Origin of the sequence: Streptomyces sp. NBC_00885 (genome assembly GCF_045207475.1) — a bacterium.
Lineage (GTDB): Bacteria > Actinomycetota > Actinomycetes > Streptomycetales > Streptomycetaceae > Streptomyces.
Window position 1 is genome coordinate 849,420 of sequence record NZ_CP108796.1, and the last position, 20,105, is coordinate 869,524.

19 protein-coding genes and 2 pseudogenes are annotated in these 20,105 nt (G+C 71.5%); 16 read left to right on the forward strand and 5 right to left on the reverse strand.

From position 1 onward, the window contains the following. Positions 1–3: 3 nt before the first annotated feature. Together OHA61_RS03920 and OHA61_RS03925 are read right to left on the reverse strand one after the other, a co-directional pair. Positions 4–1,242: a PucR family transcriptional regulator gene (locus tag OHA61_RS03920; protein WP_406301707.1), complete on the reverse strand. Its 1,239-nt coding sequence runs from the start codon at positions 1,240–1,242 to the stop codon at positions 4–6. A 30-nt stretch (positions 1,243–1,272) separates the two neighbouring features. Further along, positions 1,273–1,437 carry a hypothetical protein gene (locus tag OHA61_RS03925; RefSeq protein WP_324976191.1) on the reverse strand — a complete coding sequence of 55 codons (165 nt, stop codon included), beginning with the start codon at positions 1,435–1,437 and terminating at the stop codon, positions 1,273–1,275. A 166-nt stretch (positions 1,438–1,603) separates the two neighbouring features. Here OHA61_RS03925 and OHA61_RS03930 point away from each other — a divergent pair, with 166 nt between their 5' ends. The 10 genes and pseudogenes from OHA61_RS03930 (at position 1,604) to OHA61_RS03975 (ending at position 13,898) form a co-directional block, all read left to right on the forward strand. Beyond that, positions 1,604–2,554, forward strand: coding sequence for a DUF3068 domain-containing protein (locus OHA61_RS03930; RefSeq protein WP_406301708.1), 951 nt, complete (start codon positions 1,604–1,606; stop codon positions 2,552–2,554). A gap of 171 nt (positions 2,555–2,725) precedes the next feature. Further along, entirely contained in the window at positions 2,726–3,883 is a 1,158-nt protein-coding gene (locus OHA61_RS03935; RefSeq protein WP_406301709.1) for a glycosyltransferase family 4 protein, read from the forward strand. 7 nt (positions 3,884–3,890) lie between these two features. Further along, positions 3,891–4,661, forward strand: a complete 771-nt coding sequence (locus tag OHA61_RS03940; protein ID WP_406301710.1) for a class I SAM-dependent methyltransferase — start codon at positions 3,891–3,893, stop codon at positions 4,659–4,661. After that, positions 4,654–8,943, forward strand: coding sequence for an alpha-(1->3)-arabinofuranosyltransferase family protein (locus OHA61_RS03945; protein ID WP_406301711.1), 4,290 nt, complete (start codon positions 4,654–4,656; stop codon positions 8,941–8,943). Before OHA61_RS03940 ends, OHA61_RS03945 begins: the two co-directional genes overlap by 8 nt. Further along, positions 8,940–10,286, forward strand: coding sequence for a condensation protein (locus OHA61_RS03950; RefSeq protein ID WP_406301712.1), 1,347 nt, complete (start codon positions 8,940–8,942; stop codon positions 10,284–10,286). Before OHA61_RS03945 ends, OHA61_RS03950 begins: the two co-directional genes overlap by 4 nt. Further along, the gene (locus tag OHA61_RS03955) at positions 10,283–11,002 is read left to right on the forward strand and encodes a class I SAM-dependent methyltransferase (protein ID WP_406301713.1); all 720 of its coding nucleotides are present in this window, start codon (positions 10,283–10,285) and stop codon (positions 11,000–11,002) included. The genes OHA61_RS03950 and OHA61_RS03955 overlap by 4 nt, the downstream gene beginning before the upstream one ends. A gap of 4 nt (positions 11,003–11,006) precedes the next feature. Further along, positions 11,007–11,915 carry a hypothetical protein gene (locus tag OHA61_RS03960; RefSeq protein WP_406301714.1) on the forward strand — a complete coding sequence of 303 codons (909 nt, stop codon included), beginning with the start codon at positions 11,007–11,009 and terminating at the stop codon, positions 11,913–11,915. Next, complete coding sequence (locus OHA61_RS03965; protein WP_406301715.1) at positions 11,905–12,114, forward strand: Trm112 family protein; 210 nt, start codon at positions 11,905–11,907, stop codon at positions 12,112–12,114. The genes OHA61_RS03960 and OHA61_RS03965 overlap by 11 nt, the downstream gene beginning before the upstream one ends. Next, a pseudogene (locus OHA61_RS03970) lies at positions 12,111–12,686 on the forward strand (FkbM family methyltransferase); the annotation flags it as partial. The gene OHA61_RS03965 and the pseudogene OHA61_RS03970, both read left to right, overlap by 4 nt. A gap of 339 nt (positions 12,687–13,025) precedes the next feature. After that, on the forward strand, positions 13,026–13,898 hold the full coding sequence (locus OHA61_RS03975; RefSeq protein WP_406307270.1) for a universal stress protein: 873 nt from the start codon (positions 13,026–13,028) through the stop codon (positions 13,896–13,898). A gap of 1 nt (position 13,899) precedes the next feature. Here the strand turns inward: OHA61_RS03975 and OHA61_RS03980 are convergent, their stop codons facing one another. Next, positions 13,900–14,793: a pyridoxamine 5'-phosphate oxidase family protein gene (locus OHA61_RS03980; RefSeq protein WP_406301716.1), complete on the reverse strand. Its 894-nt coding sequence runs from the start codon at positions 14,791–14,793 to the stop codon at positions 13,900–13,902. A 291-nt stretch (positions 14,794–15,084) separates the two neighbouring features. Between OHA61_RS03980 and OHA61_RS03985 the strand changes: the two genes are divergently transcribed. The 3 genes and pseudogenes from OHA61_RS03985 (at position 15,085) to OHA61_RS03995 (ending at position 17,155) form a co-directional block, all read left to right on the forward strand. After that, positions 15,085–16,068 (forward strand): Acg family FMN-binding oxidoreductase, encoded by a 984-nt coding sequence (locus OHA61_RS03985; RefSeq protein WP_406301717.1) that lies wholly within the window; start codon positions 15,085–15,087, stop codon positions 16,066–16,068. A gap of 47 nt (positions 16,069–16,115) precedes the next feature. Next, a pseudogene (locus tag OHA61_RS03990) lies at positions 16,116–16,256 on the forward strand (regulator); the annotation flags it as partial. A 209-nt stretch (positions 16,257–16,465) separates the two neighbouring features. Next, the gene (locus tag OHA61_RS03995) at positions 16,466–17,155 is read left to right on the forward strand and encodes an NADPH-dependent F420 reductase (RefSeq protein ID WP_406301718.1); all 690 of its coding nucleotides are present in this window, start codon (positions 16,466–16,468) and stop codon (positions 17,153–17,155) included. Between the two features lie 13 nt (positions 17,156–17,168). On the opposite strand, the gene OHA61_RS04000 is transcribed toward OHA61_RS03995, so the two are convergent. Continuing rightward, positions 17,169–17,762, reverse strand: a complete 594-nt coding sequence (locus OHA61_RS04000) for a TetR/AcrR family transcriptional regulator (protein ID WP_406301719.1) — start codon at positions 17,760–17,762, stop codon at positions 17,169–17,171. Positions 17,763–17,976: 214 nt separating this feature from the next. Between OHA61_RS04000 and OHA61_RS04005 the strand changes: the two genes are divergently transcribed. The 3 genes from OHA61_RS04005 (at position 17,977) to OHA61_RS04015 (ending at position 19,636) form a co-directional block, all read left to right on the forward strand. Continuing rightward, complete coding sequence (locus OHA61_RS04005; RefSeq protein WP_406301720.1) at positions 17,977–18,678, forward strand: response regulator; 702 nt, start codon at positions 17,977–17,979, stop codon at positions 18,676–18,678. A gap of 73 nt (positions 18,679–18,751) precedes the next feature. Then, positions 18,752–19,144, forward strand: a complete 393-nt coding sequence (locus OHA61_RS04010) for an AraC family transcriptional regulator (protein WP_324976510.1) — start codon at positions 18,752–18,754, stop codon at positions 19,142–19,144. A gap of 81 nt (positions 19,145–19,225) precedes the next feature. Further along, positions 19,226–19,636 (forward strand): VOC family protein, encoded by a 411-nt coding sequence (locus OHA61_RS04015; RefSeq protein WP_324976507.1) that lies wholly within the window; start codon positions 19,226–19,228, stop codon positions 19,634–19,636. A gap of 70 nt (positions 19,637–19,706) precedes the next feature. Here the strand turns inward: OHA61_RS04015 and OHA61_RS04020 are convergent, their stop codons facing one another. Then, positions 19,707–20,060, reverse strand: coding sequence for a CU044_2847 family protein (locus OHA61_RS04020; protein WP_406301721.1), 354 nt, complete (start codon positions 20,058–20,060; stop codon positions 19,707–19,709). Positions 20,061–20,105: the final 45 nt, after the last annotated feature.

Below are 20,105 nucleotides of genomic sequence, written 5' to 3' on the forward strand. Positions count from 1 at the left end.
CGGTCAGCGGCGCCCGCGCAGGGGCTCACCGGCGTCCTGAGCCGTCCCCGCATCGCGCAGGCGTCGGGCCCGTAACACCAGCTCCAGCTTGAATCGCCGGTCCGGATCGTCCACCTCGTCGCCGAGCAACGCGCGGATCTGGCGCAATCGGTAGCGCACGGTCTGCGGATGGACGCCGAGCCGATCCGCCACCTCGGGGGCGCCGCCACGTGTCTCCAGCCAGGCCAGCAGTGTCTCGACAAGTCGCCTGCTGTGCGCGGGGCCGCACTGGTCGAGCGGGGCCAGGCAGCGCCGGGCCAGGTCCTCGATCAGTTCCTCCGGCGGGAGCAGGACCAGCGCCTCGGTGTGCTCCGTGCACTGCAGCACCTGGCCGGCAGGGAGCAGGCCGCGCTCCATCAGGCGTACGGCGGCGAAGGCCCAGTGCAGCGACTTGGCGGCCTCGGCGAGCGGAACCGGCGGCCCCATCGCGCCGGACCAGCCGGTCATCGCGCGCTCCAGGAGTTCGGGCCGCCCGGCCGCGTGCGGCTCGGGGACGACCATGCGCGGCTGCTCGTACTCCATGTCCAGCAGCACGTCCTGTCCCACGGCCGGGGCGACGGACTCCGGGGCGGGCCGCAGCAGTACTCCGACGGCGACCTGTTCGGGCAGCGGCCAGCCGATGCGCCCGGCATGCTCGGTCAGGGCGTCGGTGGGATCGGTGCGGTGCTCGCTGAGCAGCAGGCTGATCAGCCGCCGCTGCAGCCGCAGCCGTTCGCCTGCCTGGCGGGCCGCTGCTTCCACGTAGCCGCGTACGGACTGGGCCACGAGCCCGTCGAGATACTCGAAGCCCGACTCCACCAGCTCGTACATGGCCGGCGGCGGAATCTCGACCTGCTGCCCGATCTCGGCGAGGCGACGCCACGCGAGCCGCACACCGAGCCGGTAGATGGCCTGGAGCGAGTCCAGGCTGCGGCCCTGCAGCACCTCCCCGCGGCCGAACTCCTGGAAGACCTCCAACTGGTGCCCGTGCGGCCGGTGTTCCTCCACCACGAGGTGACCCACGAAGTCCTCCAGCGCCTCGCGGATGCCGATCAGGGCCATGGGCTCGCCCGATTCGTCGACGACGAGCGGCAGGCCGGGGTACTCCTGGCGGATCTCGCCCAGGATGGCCTGGGCGAGCGCGGGCACCTCGGCCATGGCCAGGGCGGCGAATCTGCGTGCCCGCAGGCGGGGGACGTCCCGCCAGGCCGTGCGCACGGGCATGGGTTCCTCCCTCGCGGCTGGTGGACGTCCCTAAGGCTGCGGAGACGCTGTCGGCCGGCCCGTCTCGAAGGAGACGAGAGGCACATTGGGCTGCTCGGGTGTGGCGTTCAGTGCGGCGACGATGCCGAAGGCAGCCCCCACGGCGAGGGCGGCTGCGGCCATGGTGGTCAGCACGGCGGCGGTCAGTCTGTGCATGGTTCAGCGAGCCTCTCGGTCGGAAGGCACCCCGCCCCGCGGCCACCGGCTCGGCGACTGCCCAGTCTGTGAGGGGCATTGACACTTCGTCAAGAGGGCGCTTACGGTCCCGGCCCGTACAGACGCGCACCGTTCCTGATATCCCCCACCGTCCGGGAGTGACCGAATGCGTCGTACCGCCTCGCCGTTGTCTCTGGTCCTGCTGGGCACCGGCGTCTTTCTGCTCGTGCTGGCCCCGCTGCTCGCCTGGTACGTCGAGCCGCGCGCCGAACGCACCCCGACCGATGTCGATGTCACCACGGTGTTCACCGGCACCGGCGCCTATTTCGACACCGAGAGCCTCAGTCCCGTACAGGGGAAACCGATCACCATCACCCGGCGGGTGCTGGGCGACGTCGCGGCGAGCGAGCGCAGCGGGCGGGCGGTGTGGGACGTGTCCACTGCCATCGACACCCCGGACACGCTGACCTTCCGCGATCCGCGCAGGTCCTACCAGTGGACGCTGGAGCGCTGGGTGACCGACCGCCGGACCAACGCTCCGGTGCACTGCTGCGGGGAGACGCCGCAGTATCAGGGGGAGGCCTACCTCAAGTTCCCCTTCGACGTGCAAAAGCGCGGATACCTCTGGTGGGACAACACGCTGGGAGCCACGGTCCGGCTGGAGTTCAAGGGCACCAAGAAGGTCGCGGGCTACGAGGGTTACCGCTTCACCGGATCCGTGAAGGACACCCGGACGGGCACCCGCCAGGTACCGGGGCGGCTGGTCGGCCTGCCGAAGCAGGGCCAGGTGCATGCCGAGGAGTGGTACGCCAACCACGGCATCGAGCTGGTCGTCGACCGGCGGACCGGCCGCATCATGAACGCGAGGATCGCTCCGCGCAAGACGCTGCGGGCACCCGGTGGCGAGAGCGCGAAGGTGGTCCTGCTGGACAGCGCCGGGCTGGAGTTCACCCCGGGCACCCAGCGCGAGCAGGTGGCGCTGGCGAAGACCGACAGCGGCAGACTGCGGGCGGTGGGAGAACTCGTGCCGATCGGCGCGGGAGCGGCCGGGCTCGTCCTGGCGGCCGCAGGTGTCGTACTCGTCGTGCGCGGCCGGGAACGCCCGAATCCCCAGTAATGCGCACAATGTGATGGAGCGTCAGGCTCAGGACGGGCCAAATTTGTCACCACCGTGAGTAGCGGCGTCGAACAGGCGGGCGGACACTACCAACCCACCCCGCCCCGCCGACCGCTCTCGCGCACCCGACATTCCCCACCGTCCCGCACCCCGAGGCGAGTTGGAGCTCGAATGCCCCAGCACGTACCCCCCACGTTGCGCGCGCCCCTCCCCCACCATCCGCGGCTGTCCCCGCGGCACGACCCCGCGTCCGGCCCCGACCCGCATCCCCGCCGGATTGTCTTCCTCGCCCGACGCGACCTGGGCAACCCGGCCGCGGGCGGTTCCGAACTGCTCATCGACCGCATTGCCGACGGGCTCACCGCTCACGGCCACCAGGTCACGCTCCTGTGCGGCGGTCCCGCCGCCTACCGCGACTACCGCGTGGTCTCGGCGGGCGGCGACGCCGGGCACTTCCTGCGGGCCCGCCGCGCCTTCGAACGGCAGGTCGGTGACTGCGACCTGTTCGTCGAGGTGTGCAACGGCATGCCCTACCTCGCCCCGCTGTGGCACAGCGGACCGACGCTCTGCCTGGTCAACCATGTCCACACCGACATCTGGGGAGAGCGTTTCCCCGGCCCGGCGGCCCGGCTGGGCAGACGACTCGAACGCTGGGCACTGACCCGCGCCCACTGCGGCAACCTGCTGGTCGCCGTCTCCCCCTCGACCGCCGACGCGCTGCACGGCCTCGGTGTCCCGCGCGAGCGGATCCGGCTCGTCCACAACGGTGTCGAGGAGCCGGGACCGCTCTCCCCGACCTCGGCCGAGCCGCTGTTCCTCGCCGTGGGACGCCTGGTCGAGTACAAGCGGATCGAGCTGCTGCTGCGCCTGTGGGAGAGGGTCAGACCGGTCACCGGGGGCCGCCTCGTCATCGTGGGTGACGGACCGGAACGGACCAGGCTGGAAGCTCTCGCCGGGCCCGGTGTGACCTTCGCGGGCCGTGTATCGGAGGCGGAGAAACACCGGCTGCTGTGCGCGGCCTGGGTGTTGCTGCACCCCTCGCTCGTCGAGGGCTGGGGGCTCGTGGTGACCGAGGCGGCGGCCCGGTACACGCCTGCCATCGGCTTCGACGTGCCCGGACTCAGAGACTCGATCGAGGACGGAGTCACCGGTGTGCTCGCCCGCGGCGAGAGCTCGTTCGCCGCGGCCTGGTGCACGCTGGCGCTCAGCCCCGAGCGGCGTGAGGCGCTCGGCCGCGCGGCCGGGCAGCGGGCGGCGCAGTTCCGCTGGGGCGCCACTGTCCGGCAGTTCCGGGCGGCGGCCGCGGAGGCCGCGCTGCAGCGGAGGTGATGCGGCCGTGAAGGATCCCTCCATCCGCAGGTCCCTGGCGCTCTTCCGGGCGTTCATGGGCGAGCAGACCGACCCGGACCGGTGTTACACCCTGCTCGCGCAGGACGCGGCCGACCAGCTGGAGCGGGAGATGCCGCTGAAGGGCCGGCTGGTGGTGGACGTGGGCGGCGGACGCGGCCACTTCACCGAGGAGTTCCGGCGGCGCGGTGCGCACGGCTATCTCTTCGAGCCCGATCTGCGCGAACTGGGCGCCCGGGGCACCGTCCCCGCGGGCTCGGTGGTCGCCGACGGCTATCTGCTGCCCCTGGCCGACGGCGTCGCCGACATCTGCTTCTCCTCCAACGTCCTGGAACACGTCGCCGACCCGCAGACCTTCCTCAGCGAGCTGATCCGCGTCACCCGGCCGGGCGGGCTGGTCTACGTCTCGTTCACCAACTGGCTCTCCCCCTGGGGCGGTCACGAGTGGGCGCCCTGGCACTACCTGGGCGCGGACCGCGCCCGCGCCCGCTATCTGCGGCGGACCGGGCGCCAGGCCAAGCACACCCTGGGCGAGAACCTCTTCGCGATCCACATCGGTCCGACCCTGCGCCAGGTGCGCGCCCGCGAAGACGTCTCGCTCCTCACGGCCCGCTCGCGGTACTGGCCGTTCCTCGCCCAGGCCGTCACCCGCGTCCCGGGCCTGCGCGAGATCGCCACCTGGAACCTCCTCCTCGTCCTTAGGCGCCGAACAGAAACGGCAGCAGCGATGACCAGCCCCCTGCGAGTCACCGATGGCTGAGACGACGTTGACCCTCCCCCCGGGCAGGCCGGGCCGTCCCCGGCCCACCGCTCCGCCGCCGTCCCCGCCGCCCGCCGGCCGACCGCGCGGCAGATCGTGGCTGCTGGCCTTCTGGGCGGCGGTCCTCGTCGCGTTCCTGTCCGTGTCACCGGGCAGGATGACCTTCGAGACCAAGCTCGGCGTGGTCGCCGACCCCTGGAAGTTCATCGGCGACCTCGGGGAGCTGTGGCAGAGCCGCGCGGGATTCGGCGGGCTCTCCAACCAGTACGCCGGATACGCCTTCCCGACCCTGCCGTACTACGCGCTCACCGACCTCGCGCACATCCCGGTCTGGCTGGCGGAACGGCTGTGGCTCTCGCTGATCGTGACCACCGCGTTCTGGGGTGCCCTGCGGCTCGCCGAGCGCCTGGAGATCGGCAGCGCACGGTCCCGGCTGCTCGGCGCCGTCTGCTATGCGCTGTGGCCGACCTTCACGATCGTGGTCGGCTCCACCTCGGCGGCCGCGCTCCCCGGGGCGCTGCTTCCGTGGGTGCTCCTGCCGCTCACCGGCACCCGGACCACACCACGGGTGGCCGCGGCCACGTCCGCGCTGCTGATCCCCTTCATGGGCGGCGTCAACGCGGCGTCGACACTTGCCTCGCTGCTGCCCGTTGGCCTCTATCTGCTCAGCCGCCCGGCGGGTCCGCGCAAGCGGGCTCTGATCGCCTGGTGGGCCCCCGGCGTCGTGCTCGCCACCGCCTGGTGGGTTGTCCCCCTGCTGCTTCTCGGCGTCTACGGCGAGGACTTCATGCCGTACGTCGAACAGGCCGACACCACCACCGGGACGATGTCCGCGACCGAACTGCTGCGCGGAGCCGGCAACTGGGTTGCCTACCTCCACTTCGGCGAAGCCTGGCTGCCCGCCGGCTGGACTGTGGCGACCGCGACGGTCACCATCCTCGGCACGGCGTTCGCGGCCGCGCTCGGGCTCGCGGGTCTGGCCCGGCGCGATCTGCCCGAGCGCCGCTGGCTGCTGCTCACCGTGCTGGCCGTCGCACTGATCGCCCTGACCGGATACGCCGGGACCTTCGGCGCCCCCTTCCACGGGGCGGTCAGGGACTGGCTGAACGGGCCGCTCAAGCCCTTCCGCAGCGTCTACAAGTTCCAGCCGGGGCTCGCCCTCGCGCTCACCTTCGGGCTGACGCACCTGGTGGCGACGGCGGGCGAGAGCCGCGGGGCCCGGCCCTTCCCGGCCCGCCGCCATGCGCCGTTGATTGCCGCGCTGCTGGTCCTGCCCGGTCTGGCCTGGCCGTATGTGAACGGGACGATCCTGCAGCCGGGCGCCTTCAAGAAACTGCCCAGCCAGTGGACGCAGGCCGCCGACTGGCTGGAGAAGAACTCCCCCGACAGCCGTGCCCTCGTCGTTCCCGCCACCGCCCACGGCCTCTACACCTGGGGCTCTCCCATCGACGAGCCCCTCGACGTCCTGGCCGACTCCCCCTGGGCGCAGCGCGACTTCGTGCCCCTCGGCACGCCCGGCTCACGGCGTGCGATGGACGCGGTGGACCAGGCGCTCATGAGTGGCGGCGAAGTGCCGGGCCTGCGCGACTACTTGTCACGCACCGGCCTCTACTTCGTCGTCGTACGCAACGACCTCGACCCGGACCAGCTCGGATACGTCCCGCCGATCACCGTGAAGCGCACGCTGGAAGCCTCCGGCTATCGGCGGGTCACCGGTTTCGACCCGCTGCTCACCGGCGGCCGTATCCCCAGCGACACACCCGTGCAGATCCAGGGCATCTTCCCGCGTATGCAGGCCGTCGAGATCTACGAGCCGACCGGCAATACCCGGCGCCCCGGACAGGTCGGCCTGCCGGCGGTCGCCGACACCGCGGTGGTCAGCGGCGGCCCCGAAGCACTGCTGCAACTGTCCGCCGATCCGAGCCTGCGGGGCAGGCCAACCGTTCTCACCGGCGACAACCATCCGGGGCTCGGCACACCCGCGGCGCAATACGTCGCCGACGGGCTGCGCCGCGCGGACACCCGCTTCGGACTGGTCAACAGCAACACCTCGTACACGTACACCGCGGACGAACGGAACCCCACCGGGAGCCTGCAGGATCCGGGCGAGCGGCCGCGGCAGATCCTGCCGAACACGGGCATCGGGCATCAGACGACGGCCGTCCTGCGCGGCGCCGCCTCGGTGACGGCGTCCAGCAGCGGCAACTGGCTGTTCCATCTGCCGCAGTACGACCCGGTGAACGCGTTCGACGGCAACCCGCAGACGGCGTGGGCCGAGGGCAGTGCCGGAAACGCCGTGGGCCAGTGGCTGCGTATCGGCTTCTCCTCGCCCACATCCGTCCCCGCATCGCTTCAGCTCACTCCTTTGCCGGGCGACGGAATGCGTGCCGCCCCCACACTCGTACGGGTCGAGACCGACCAGGGCTCCGAGGACAGCCCGCTGGCTCCCAGCGGCAGCCCGCAGCCGGTCAAGGCGCCCGCGGGGCAGGCCAATTGGCTGAGGATCACGATCCTGGCGGCCCAGTCCCCCAAGGCCGGACTGGGCGGCGCGGGCTTCAGCGAGGTCTCGGTCCCGGGCGTCCAGGTGACCCGGCTCCTCCGGCTCCCGACCGACGCGGGCGACACCGAGGCGGGCGCCGAGGTGTTCTCGCTGCATCGCGGCAGCGACCCGGGCGGCCTCTCGCCGGTATCGGCCGAGGAGGGGCTGCACCGCAGGTTCGGCGTCGGCCGGGGCGGGGACTTCGCCGTCACGGCGAAGGCGCTGCCCGTGCCCGGCGAGGCGCTCGACCGGCTCATCACGGCCGCCGATCCACGGCAGGGGCGACGGATCACGGCGACCGCGGACTCGACCAGCCGGCTCGACAACGGCCTCAGCCCGCGCAATCTCGTCGACCAGGATCTGACCTCCGCATGGATCGCCGGCGACAGGCCGGTCATCCATCTGCGCTGGCCCGGCCGGAAGACCATCGACAGACTCGTCCTCGCGGCGGCGGGCGGCCTGTCCACCCGGCCCGAGCAGATACTGATCAGCACGCCGAACGGCGGGGTGACGGCCGCGGTCGACGAGAACGGCCTGGCCCGTTTCGAGCCGATCACCACGGACCGGCTCGACATCACCGTCAGCCGGGCGGCACCGCTCACCGTCCACAACCCCGTTGCCGACAGCCGGATGCAGTTGCCGGTCGGCCTCAGCGAGGTCTATGTACCGGCACTCGCCGACCTGCGCACACCGCCGCCCGCCGCGGAGCTGAGGTTCTCCGTGCCGTGCGGCCAGGGTCCGCCCGTCGCCGTCGACGGCACGCTGCACGCGACGAGCGCGTCGGGAACGGTGCGCGAGCTGACCGAGCGACGCCCCGTCGATGTGAGCCTCTGCCGGACAGTCCAGGGCACTGTTCCGCTGGGCCGGGGGCTGCACCAGGTGGAGGCGGGCGACGAAGGTCCCCTCGCGCTCACCGACATCACACTGACCCGCGGTGAGCTGCGGCCACCCGCTGTCGGCGACCAGCGGGAGGCTTCCGCGGTCGACTGGCGCGGCGACCGGCGGTCCGTGACCGTCGGCTCGGGCGAGGCCGCGTACCTCCAGATGTACGAGAACGCCAACGACGGCTGGAAAGCCACCCTGAACGGCAAGACGCTGATCCCGCTGCGCATCGACGGCTGGCAGCAGGCCTGGCTGATTCCCGCGGGCGTGGGCGGCACGGTCGAGCTGGAGTACGAGCCGGTGCTGCTCTACGACATCGGAATGATCGGCGGCGCGGTGGCGGTGGCACTCCTGGCGGCTCTCGCACTCGTACGCCGCCGCAGCGCCACCCCGGCCGCGGCGATGACACCACCGGAGCCCGGGTGGGTGCTGGGCCTGGTGGCACTGACCCTTGTGGTCGCGGTCGTTGCTGGTCCCTTCGCGCTGATCGTCCCCGCGCTGGCGGTGGTCGCCCGTCTGCGGCATGCCCTGCTCGTGCCGATCGCCCTGGTGGCGATGGTGGCCGCCGGGATCGCGGCGGCGACGGAGGCGGGCGATCCGGTCTCGGCCGGGCGGGGCGCGTTCGGTCCGGCGGCCCAACTCCTGGCGCTCATCGCGCTGTGCGCGGCGGTGGTCACCGTGGACCGGGGTACGCGCGAGCGCACATCGGGCGCGGTGGATCCGGATCCGCCGCCGCTGCCGCAGCGGGTGCGGTCGGCAAACGGCCCTGCCGGGCACCCCGATCCGGCCCCGCCACCCCTCCCCCGCCCGGATCCGCCCGGCAGCGCACCGATCGACCCGAGGGAGGCCCCGCCGCGATGACCGCTCTGCAACCCGCGCGGCCGGGGCCACCGACAAAGCCCACTGCTTCGGACAGGATTCCGTTTCCGGTCGTCGACGAGATCTCCCGGCACTGTGTGCGCGAGGACGAGCCCGAGACCGTACACATCGAGGTGCGCCTTCCCCGGCAGCCGGATCCGGAGCGGCTTCGGGCAGCGTTCGGCGAAGCCTTGCGCAGGCACCCGCGGATTCTGGTCCGTGAGGCACCCCGTCCCTGGTACCGGCGGCGTTACGAATGGGAGCTGACGGGCACCCCGGACGTGGATCCGACTCGCTTCCCGGAGCCGGGGCCCGGCGCGCTGGAGCGGGCCAGGGCCAGAGCGCTGGCCGAGGCTCCGCCGCTGTCCGTATCCCCGCCCGTCCGGCTGGACGTGGTCAGGCCATCGCCGGCGGGCGGCTCGTGTGTCCTGCTGCTGACGCTCAACCACACCGCCCTGGACGGGCCGGCGTGTCTGAGGGTGCTGGCCACGGCCGCCGAGTTGTACGGCGGCGCCCTCTCTCCCGCAGGCACTACCGTCGCAGCGCCCGGGCGACCCGGGCCGCCGCCCGCCCGCACGGGCGGCGGCGCTGCACGGCCCGCCCGTGTCGCACCGGCGAGCGACGCCCCGGGACGCGGCGGCAACGGCCTGCTGCTGGCCGATCTGCCGGTGCCGGGCCGGCCGGCCGGGGCCGGCTACACCGTCAACGATCAACTCCTCGTCGCCACCTGCCTGATGATCGCCCGCTGGAACCGGCTGCACGACGTCCCGCCGCGCCCGATGCGCATCACCATGCCCATCGACGAACGGCCCCGCGGCACCGAGATGCCCATCGGAAACGGCACACGTCTCGTCGAGGTCGGCTTCGCGGCGCGGGAGTACGTGCGCGAGCCCGACCCCGACGCCCTCGCCGCGCTGCTGCGCCGCACCGCGGAACGCACCCGCGCCCTCAAGTCGGCGCCCCGCCCTCAACTCGGCCATGCCGCCGCCCTCCTGACCGCACCCGCCGTGCCCGTCGGGATGCGGGCCGCCCTGACCCGTGGCCTGCGGCGGGCCGCCGCACCCTGGACCTCGACCACGCTGCTCAGCAACATCGGACGCATCCCTTATCCACTGGACTTCGCGGAGGCGGGCCGCGCCGACGCCGTCTGGTTCTCGGCTCCCGCCTCGATGCCGCGCGGGCTGACCGTGACCACCGCCAGCACGGGCGGACGGCTGCATCTGGCCCTGCGCTGGTCGCGCGCACTCCTCGACTACGCGGCGGGCAGGCAACTGCGCGACTTCTTCACGGAGTACCTGGCGGCCATGACGGACCTGCCGGCCGATTCAGGAGGTGACGGGCCATGACCGGAACTCTCCCGGCGGGACTGCGCGAGTTCTACGAGAACCCGGCCGTCCCCGTCGCCTCCGGGGACGAGCGCAGCCGCCGGCAGGCGGTGATGCTGGCCAGGGTGCTGCCCGCCGAGCCCTGCGTCGTCGTGGACGTCGGCTGCGGTGACGGCTCCGCCGCCGCCACCGCGGGTCCGCTGCTCGGCGATCACAGGATCCTCGGTATCGACTGGTCCCAGGACGCGCTGCGCCGGGCCGCCACCCGGATGAACGATGTCGTGCGGGGTGAACTGACCGCGGGAGGACTGCCGTTGGGCGACGCGATCGCCGACGCCGTGCTCTTCAGCGAGGTGATCGAGCACCTGGTGGATCCCGACGGTGCCCTGGACGAGCTGCGCCGCATCCTCAAACCGGGCGGCCATCTGATGCTCTCCACGCCGAACCTGGCCGCCTGGTACAACCGGGTGCTGCTGGTCCTCGGGGTGCAGCCCGTGTTCTCCGAGGTCAGCCTGCGCGGGATCCACGGCCGCCCCGGTTCCCAAGTGGTGGGCCATCTGCGCCTGTTCACGGCCCGGGCGCTGCGGGGGTTCCTGACCGCCGCGGGCTTCGAGGTGGTCACCCTGGCAGGCGCGCCCTTCCACGGTGTGCCGCGCCCCCTGCGCCCGGTGGACCGTGCCGCCTGTGCCGCGCCGTCTTTGGCCTCCATCCTCCTGGTGCACGCCAGGCGGGTGTAGCGCCATGTGGTGGGGAGTGGCATCGGCTCTGCTGGCCAACGTCTTCTACAGCACCGGCTTCGTACTGGAGAAGCGGGCACTGTCGGGCCTGCCGCGGCTGAGTACCGGACAACCCGCGCGCGTCGTGCGCCTGCTCATCGGCAGCCCCTTGTGGCTCGGCGGTTCGTTCGCGCTCGCCGCGGGCTTCGCCGCGCAGCTCGCCGTCTACCGCACCCTTCCCATCGCTGCGGCGCAGGGCATCTTCGTCTCCGGTCTCGTCCTGCTGCTTCTGCTCTCCTCGGTCGTGCTGGGCGAGCGCCCCAGCGGCCGCGAGCGACGGAGCGTGGTCGTGATCACCCTCGCGCTGCTGATGGTCGTGGCCTCCCTCCAGCACTCCGAATCCGTGGGCGGCCATGCCTCGTACGGCCGTGTGCTGCTGATCTGCCTGCCCGCTCTCGCGGCGGGGCTGTGGCTGTACCGGTCCGTGGAACGCAGGGCACGCCGCCGTCACCGGCTGCCCACAGCGGGCGTCGAATACGGCGTTGCCGTCGGGCTGTTGTACGGAGTCAGCTCGCTCGCCATCAAAGGCGTCTCCGGCCATCTGACAACCCGCGGGGTTCAGGGCGCGGCTTTCGGCCTGCTGAAGTCCCCGTATCCGTACATCCTGATCTTCACCGGAGTCACCGGCCTGATCCTGTCCCAGACCGCCCTGCAGCGCTGCCGGGCCTCGCTGATCGTGCCCGTGTGCACGACCGTCACCTGTCTGTTCACCGCCGCGCTGGGCACGTTCGTCTTCGGCGAGTCCCTGCCCGAAGACCCGCTGCGGCTCGCGCTGCGGCTCGGCGGCACGGCGCTCGCCGTCTGTGTCCTGCTGATGCTTCCACGTCATGACGAACCCCCCACGCCGACAAAGGAGTTGGCCCATGAAGCCTGACGATCCGCTGCTCCGGATCATCGCCTGCCCGATCGACAAGGGACAGCTGACGCTGCTTCTGCCCGAGGAGGTCCTCTACAACCCGCGGCTGCGCCGGCGCTATCCGATCATCGACGGGATCCCCCAGTTGCTTCCCTCCTCGGGTACGCGGGTGCCCGACGATGAGCACGAGCGGATCCTCAGGCGGATCGGTCCATGACACTGGCCGCCCGGATCGCCCCTCGTCTGCCGCCTGCGCTGATCGCCACGGGCGTTGCTCTGCTGTATCCGCGGTACGAGCCGGAGCTGCGGCGGCTGGCGGACTTCTGCCCGGCCGGAGGCACGGCGGTGGATGTCGGCGGCTGGTACGGCCCGTGGTCCCGGCGGCTGGCCCGGCGGGCCGACCGGGTGGTGGTGATCGAGCCGGTCCCCCACCTCGCCCGCGTGCTGGCCGCCACCACACCGGTCCATGTCGACGTGGTGAACGCGGCGGCCACCGACCGCGACGGCGGCACGGCGCACCTGTGGCTGCCACCGGGCGACCGCGGCAACCGCGGTGTCTCCTCACTCGTCCGCAGGGACATTCACAGCAGGTCGATACCAGTACCGTGCGTCCGGATCGACAGTCTCGGCCTGACAGACGTCTCCCTGATCAAGATCGATGTGGACGGCAGCGAGCTGGACGTCCTGCGCGGGGCCGATGAGATCCTGGTCCGTGACCACCCGGCGCTGTTCGTCGAGCTGGAGGCCCGGATCGGGCCGGTGGACCCGGTACTGGACCGGCTCGCCCACCACGGCTACCGGGGCTGGGTGCTGCCGGGCCGCGACTGGCTGCCGCTGTCCGACTTCGACCTGCCGGGCCGGCAGTCGCTGACCGCACACGTCGCCGAGCACGGACTGCTGCGCCGCAGCCTGAACCCCTTCCGGCGGCGCTACGTCAACTCCGTGCTCTTCCTCCACGGCTCCCGGCGACCGGGCGGCGCGGAGGCGGCGGGCCGAGGTCGTGGCAGCCGAACGGGTAGCGATGTTGGGCCGACCGGCCCTCTGCCGGCTGCCCCGGGTTCGGCGATGCTGAGGGGACAGGGCCCGGTTCGAGTGACCGGGCCGCGCACCCAGTACGGAGGCAGCCCCATGACCCGCACGATCGCTGTAGGAGTGGACGGATCCCCGGAAAGCCTGGCCGCGGCCGACTGGGCAGCCCGCGAAGCGACACTTCGGGGGCTGTCGCTCCGGATCGTGCACGCCTGGCTCTGGCATGCGCTCGACGTGCCCGTGGTCCAGGACAGGGACGCACTGGCCCGATCGGCCAACGCCGTCGTACGGGAAGCCGAGACACAACTGGCCGGCCGGTACCCGGACTTGTCGGTGACCGCCGAGGTGGTGCCCGACACCGCGGTTGCCGCGCTGCTCGCGGCGAACGAGCAGGCCGAGATGCTGGTACTGGGATCACGGGGGTACGGCGCTCTCGTCGGCTTCATGCTCGGCTCGTACGGTCAGCAGGTGATCGCTGCCGCCACGCGTCCCGTGGTCTCGGTCCGGGCCCAGGCAGGGGACGCGGGCGAGCCGGACGGCGCTGAGATCGTCGTGGGGCAGCAGGGCGGGGCGGAGGACAGCGACGCGGTGCTGGGATTCGCCTTCGAGGCCGCTGCAGTACGGGGAGCGACGGTGCGAGCGGTGCGGGCCTGGAGCCTGCCGCCCGTCTTCGCCTACAGCCCTGGCTCGATGCACCTGGCCGACGAGGCAGGGGGGCTGGAACCGTTCGAGAAGAAGGCACTGGAGCAGGCGCTCGCCCCCTGGCGCGAGCGGTTTCCCGACGTGCCGGTGATCGAGCATGTCGAAATCGGGAGCGCGGGGCAGGTGCTCCTGTCGGCAGCCTCGCGTGCGCGGTTGCTCGTGGTGGGCCGCCGCGTACGCCGCTCCGCCATCGGTATGCGCATCGGCTCCGTCGCCCATGCGGCCCTTCATCATGCGACCTGCCCCGTCGCGGTGGTTCCGCACGCTTGAGTCACCGATCGGACGGAGTGATGCGGCGACCCGTGAGGCGCGTGGGCCGGATCGACACCCACAGCTCGCGTTCACCACCTGCCCAGGGGTCGGCATGGGCCCGCTCGGCCAGCTGCCGCATCGCGTCGGGCTCGGTAACCGCCTGTGCGGGGCCGACGGCGAGCACACTCCAGCCCCGGCTCATGGCCTCGTCCACATGGTCCACCTCGAAGGCGACGTCTGCTCCCACAGCCGCTGCCGCGTCGGAGCCAGGGGCCGTCCTGAAGACGATCGCATCGTCGATGACCTCGTAGTTCACCGGAACGACCGCCGGGCCGTCGGGCGTCGACACCGCGACACGTCCGACGCCGTGCGTGGAGAGGCGGGCGCGGCATTCTTCGGCGGTGAGGTCCTCCAGCACGGGGTGGCGGAGCGCCTGTCCCTGTCCGGGCGGCTGGTCCACCCCGCCTCCCCGCAGGTCGGCGACTCCCGTCCCCAGGGCGTCGGCCAGCCTGATGAGAGTCGCGGGGCTGGGGTGGGCCGACCGCTCCTCGAGATACCTCAGGTATTCCGGGGCGATTCCGGCGCGCCGAGCCGCTTCCGTCCGGGTCAGTCCCTGGCGCTTTCGTTCGAGAGCCACGCGCCGCCCGATGTCCCCGGGGTCAGGTGCTCGCCGGATCGTGTCGTCCGACCCGCGGCGGGACACATGCCGAAGGCTCTCCGGCCTGTGCTCGCTGTGCTGGACATGCGCATCGGGCCCTGGGAACACCAGCGTGATCTGTTCGGTGTCCGACCAGCGAACGTCGTAGGGAGGCGTGCCGTCCTCGTGGTGGAGTCCGACGATCTCGCCGTCCCGCCGGGTCGATCCCGTGGTCGGGCTTTCCACCACGAGTTGATCACCAATGTGGGCTCGCATGACCATCACCGCCTTCCGGCCCCCTCGCAACCACCGTGCCACGCCTGGCGTGCGGTCGCATGGGGCGACGTGCTGCCGAGTGGGCTGCCCGGCATGTCGTCCAGGACGAATGACCCGAGCCGACGCACCCCCTCTGCGGTGTGGGCCGCACGGCCTGTGACTGGGGACATTCGGCCCCAGCGGCGCCCGTGGGCACGACCTGATGCTGGAGACGAGCCCCGAGGCAGGCCCGGCACACGAACCTGGTCCCGCCTCGCAGGCGCCCAGCGCTCCGCACGAAGGGAGGCCGTCGTGTCCGTGCCCGCTCTCGACACCACAACCGTGGCCGCACTGGTGAAGGACGCCACCACCGCGCCGTCCATGCACAACGCCCAGCCGTGGCGGTTCCGGTTCCTGCGCGACTCGGGCACCGTCGAGCTGTACGCCGATCCCGAGCGTGCGATGCCGCACGCCGATCCGGCCGGCCGCGCCCTCCACATCGGCTGCGGCGCCGCGCTGTTCACGCTCCGTGTCGCCGCCCAGCACGCGGGCCGGGAGCCGCATGTCCGTCTGCTGCCCGACCCTGGACGCCCTCATCTCCTCGCGACGGTGGACCTGTCCGCGCCCGCGGACCCCGGCGGCACTCTCACCTGGCTGTACCCCGCCATCGCCCGCCGGCACACCAGCCGCTACCCCTTCGCGGACACGCCGATCCCCTCTCCCGTACGCGACGACCTGCGCGAAGCCGCACGGCTGGAGGGGGCCTCGCTGGACTTCCCAGGGCCCTGGCACGTGCGGTTTCTGCTGGACCTGGTGGAGGACGCGGAGGGGCTCGACACGATGGACCCCGACCGCGTCGCCGAGGTGGAGCAATGGACCCGCATCGGCGCGGAGACGGCTGCCGACGACGGTGTCCCCGAGTACGCCTTCGGGCCGCGCCGACGCTCCGGCAGGGCACCCGTCCGCGACTTCGCGGGCCGGCGTCACCCGGCGGACTTGGGCACCACGGACTTCGAAGAGAAGCCCCAGCTCGCCCTGCTGGGAACGGAGAGTGACCGCCCCGGCGACTGGCTGCGCGCGGGCCAGGCCCTGCAGCGAGTCCTGCTCCGGGCCACCAGCCACGAGCTGGTCGCCTCCGTCACCACCCAGGCTCTCGAATGGCGCGACCTGCGCTGGGCGGCCCGCGAACCGCTGTCGACGATGGCGCACGTCCATCTGACGCTCCGCCTCGGCTACGGCCCCGTGGGCCCGACGAGCCCTCGTCGGGCCGTGCGGGACGTACTGGACTTCGTATGAGCCCGCCTTCGGGTACTCAACGAGGAACTCCACGAAGAGGCAGGCCGATGAACGCGACCACGATGATGCGGGCGCTGCCCGCCGAGCACCGCAACCAACTGCTGCGTATCGCGCGCGAGGTCAGCTTTCCGCAGGGGACCCGTATCTTCGAGGAAGGCCGACGGGCGGACCGTTTCCGGATCATCCGACGGTGCGCTTGATGTGCCGGGCCGACCCCGAATTTCCCGTCCCGTACCGCGCAGCCATCGCCGTCAGCCGCACGGCGCCCGGCCGGGTGACCATCTGAACCTACCGTCTCCATCACGGCCAGTTGCAATACCGAACGACTCGGTTTAGATTTTAAGAGCAAACCGTCACCCATCGAAGCGTCCGTACCCGCGGAAAGGACCCAACCCTCATGCGTTACGCAGTTCTCGGCACCGGCATCGTCGGCCGTGCCGTGGCGGCAAAGCTCTCCTCCCTCGGCCACGAGGTCTCCATGGGCACCCGTGACGCCAAGGCCACCCTCGCCCACACCGAGCCCGACGGTTACGGCAATCCACCGGTCGCCCAGTGGCTGACCCAGCACGCCCAGGTACGCCTTGTCACCTTCGCGGAGGCCGCCGCCTTCGGTGACACGGTGGTCAACGCCACCTCCGGTGCCGTCAGCCTGAAGGTCCTCGAGGCCGCCGACGCCGCGAACCTGGCGGGGAAGGTGCTGATCGACATCGCCAACCCGCTGGACTTCTCCCAGGGCCTACCCCCGTCACTGAACCCGGTGAACACCGACAGCCTCGGCGAGCAGATCCAGCGCGAGTTCCCCCTCGTGAGGGTCGTCAAGACCCTCAACACCATGAACTGCCAGATCATGGTCGACCCGGCCCACGTCCCCGGCGAGCACACCGTGTTCGTCTCCGGCGACGACACCGAGGCCAAGAAGGCCGTCACCGAACTGCTGGGCTCCTTCGGCTGGCCCGCCGGGAGTGTCATCGACCTGGGCGACATCACCACCGCGCGCGGCACCGAGATGCTGCTGCCGATCTGGCTGCGCCTGTGGGGCGCGCTCGGCCACGCCGACTTCAACTTCCATATCCAGCGCGCTCACTGAGCCGTCTGCCTGGTCACGCCTCCCCGGGGCGCAGGCCTGCCAGCACCAGATCCACAGCATCCTCGGCCCAGCCCATCCTGCCGCCGCGCCCCGCCATGTAGTCGGCGTAGAACGGGCCGAGCAGGGCCGAGGTCGCGGCCTCCAGATCGGCATCGCGGCGGACCTCTCCCCGCGTTCGGGCCTGCTCCAGCACGGCGCGCAGCAGGGCACGCCGGGGCAGGACGGTGCGCTCACGCAGCAGGGCGAGCAGCTCGGGGGTGTGGGCCTCCTCAGCCAGGCACGTGCCGATCAGCGCCATGCCCCGGACCCGTTCCACCGTGGCCGCGAAGTCGCGCAGAATGGCCACCAGATCGGTTCGGGTGTCCCCGGTCGCCGGTGGGGCCTCGGCCATGCGCGCCGCCTCCAGTGCGGCCGTGAGCAGGTCCGCCTTGGTCTTCCAGCGCAGGTGGATGGTGGACTTGCTCACCCCGGCGGCCTTCGCGACCTGGTCCAGGGTCATGCGGGTGTACCCGTGCGAGGCGAGCAGTTGCAGCGCGGCCTGCAGGATGGCCGAATCCTTCTCCGCGGAGCGCGGGCGCCCGGAGCTCCTAGTCTGCGTCTCTCCCATCCCGCAAGTATAGCCGGATTCGAAACGGAACCGTTCGGTATGGGCCGGGACGGGATCGAAGGCGGCGTGCCGGGCGCCTCCGAAGTCCGGCGGAGCCGATCGGGGTCCAACGGAGGCAACTAGGGCCGGTCGGCCCTGGTACTCCTGCCCGGGCAGGGCAATGATCGTCTCAGCAGTCCGCACTACGGGAGAGATCACGACCGAGGGGCCCGTCATGACCGAGGCACGGAAATTCACGGCGGAGGATCCGGTACGGGTGTTCCTCGTCGACGACCACGAGGTCGTACGCCGTGGACTGACCGATCTCCTCGACGCCGAGCCGGACATCACCGTGGTCGGTGACGCGGGCAGCGTCGAACAGGCGCTGGCGCGCGGCCCGGCGCTGCGCCCGCACGTGGCCGTGCTCGACGTACGCCTGCCCGACGGCGACGGTATCGGTGTGTGCCGTGAACTGCGCAGCCGTATGTCGGAGTTGGCCTGCCTGATGCTGACGTCGTTCGACGACGAGGACGCCCTGCTCGACGCGATCATGGCCGGTGCGGCGGGCTACGTACTCAAGCAGATCAAGGGGTCCGATCTGGTGGCCGCGGTGCGTACGGTCGCTTCGGGCCAGTCCATGCTCGACCCGGCCACGACGGCCCGGCTGATGAGCAGCCTGCGCGCGGAGCCCACCGGAGCGGAAACCGTGGCGCCCGCGCTGGCGGGCCTGTCTCCACGTGAGCGGGACATTCTCGCGTTGATCGGCGAAGGGCTCACCAATCGGCAGATCGGCAAGCGGCTGTATCTGTCCGAGAAGACGGTGAAGAACCACATCTCCCGCCTGCTGGCAAAGCTGGGCGTCCAACGCCGCGTCCAGGCCGCGGTCCTCGCGACCCAGCTGGAACAGCACGAGGCCCCAGACCACCCGTCCCGCTGAACCGCGGGCGCACCTCCCAGGACGGCGACGATCCGTCGTGGCCGGACGGCGGAGAACGTGGTGGGATGGCGCCGTGAGCCGCGCCGCAGAAGAGACCAACCGCCGCATGCTCCGGGCACGGGACGCGATGGACCGCGCCTACGCGCAGCCGCTGGACGTACCGGCCCTGGCGCGGATCGCCCATGTGTCCCCGGCGCACTTCACGCGCACCTTCCGGGCCACGTTCGGCGAGACGCCGCACCGCTACCTGCAGCGCCGCCGTGTCGAGCGTGCGATGTTCCTGCTGCGGGAGACCGACCACAGCGTGACGGACATCTGCTACCAAGTCGGCTTCGGCAGCCCGGGAACCTTCAGCCGCACGTTCCGCGACATCGTCGGCCGCTCACCGAGGACGTACCGCAAGGAGGCGGCGGCCACGGGCGTACCGACGTGCTTCACGATGGCGTGGACACGGCCGAGCGCCTGACCGTCCGCACTGCCCGTCCCGTCCGTCGACCGAGCAGTTTTGGATAAGTTTTCGTGCCGCCTTCCCACTAGCGTGATGCACATGTTGAACGCCATCACGCACTCACAGATCTACGTCCTCGACCAGGACGAGGCCCTCGACTTCTACGTCGGCAAACTCGGCCTGGAGGTCAACGCCGACGTCGACATGGGCTTCATGCGCTGGCTGACCGTCAGCGTCCCCGGTCACCCCGAGCGCCAGATCCTGCTGGAGAAGCCGGGCCCTCCCGCGATGTCCGACGAGACGGCGCAGCAGGTCCGCGAGCTGGTCACCAAGGGCGTCATGGGTGGCCATCTCATCTTCGGCACGGACGACTGCCGCAAAACATACGAGACGCTGCTGGGCCGAGGCGTCGAGTTCACCGAGGAACCCACCGATCGCCCGTACGGAACCGACTGCGGCCTCCGCGACCCCTTCGGCAACCACATCCGCCTCACCCAGCCGAAGGCCTGAGGACGGGTCGCGCCACGGGATGCCGGTCCGCCGACGCAAGGACATGCCGGCCGGCGGACCGCCTCCCGACTCATCCCGCCGGCGCGCCCGCGGGGGCCGTGCCGTAGGACCCCTCTTCCTTTCGCCAGGTCAAGGTGACTTTGAGATCCGCCGCTGCGTCGGCCGAGACCAGCAGGCTGGAGAGGTGACCGGACTTGGCAGAGACGTTGATGCCGAACTCGACGGTGACCTCGGCCGGGTTGACGGCCCGCACCGCGTTGAGCACCCCCTGCGAGATACCTTGAAGCGAGTCCATGACGTCGCGGAAATGGCGGGTCGAGTCGGCGACGTCCCTGGATTCGCCCCCGCCCATGTCGTTCCGTACCTCGATGAGGGCGTTGTTCGGCAGCAGGACTTGCGTCGTGTTCAGACCCAGTTCGTCCATGGGATTCCTTTGCACCTCTCGTGTCCAGCGGTCAGGTTCTTCGAT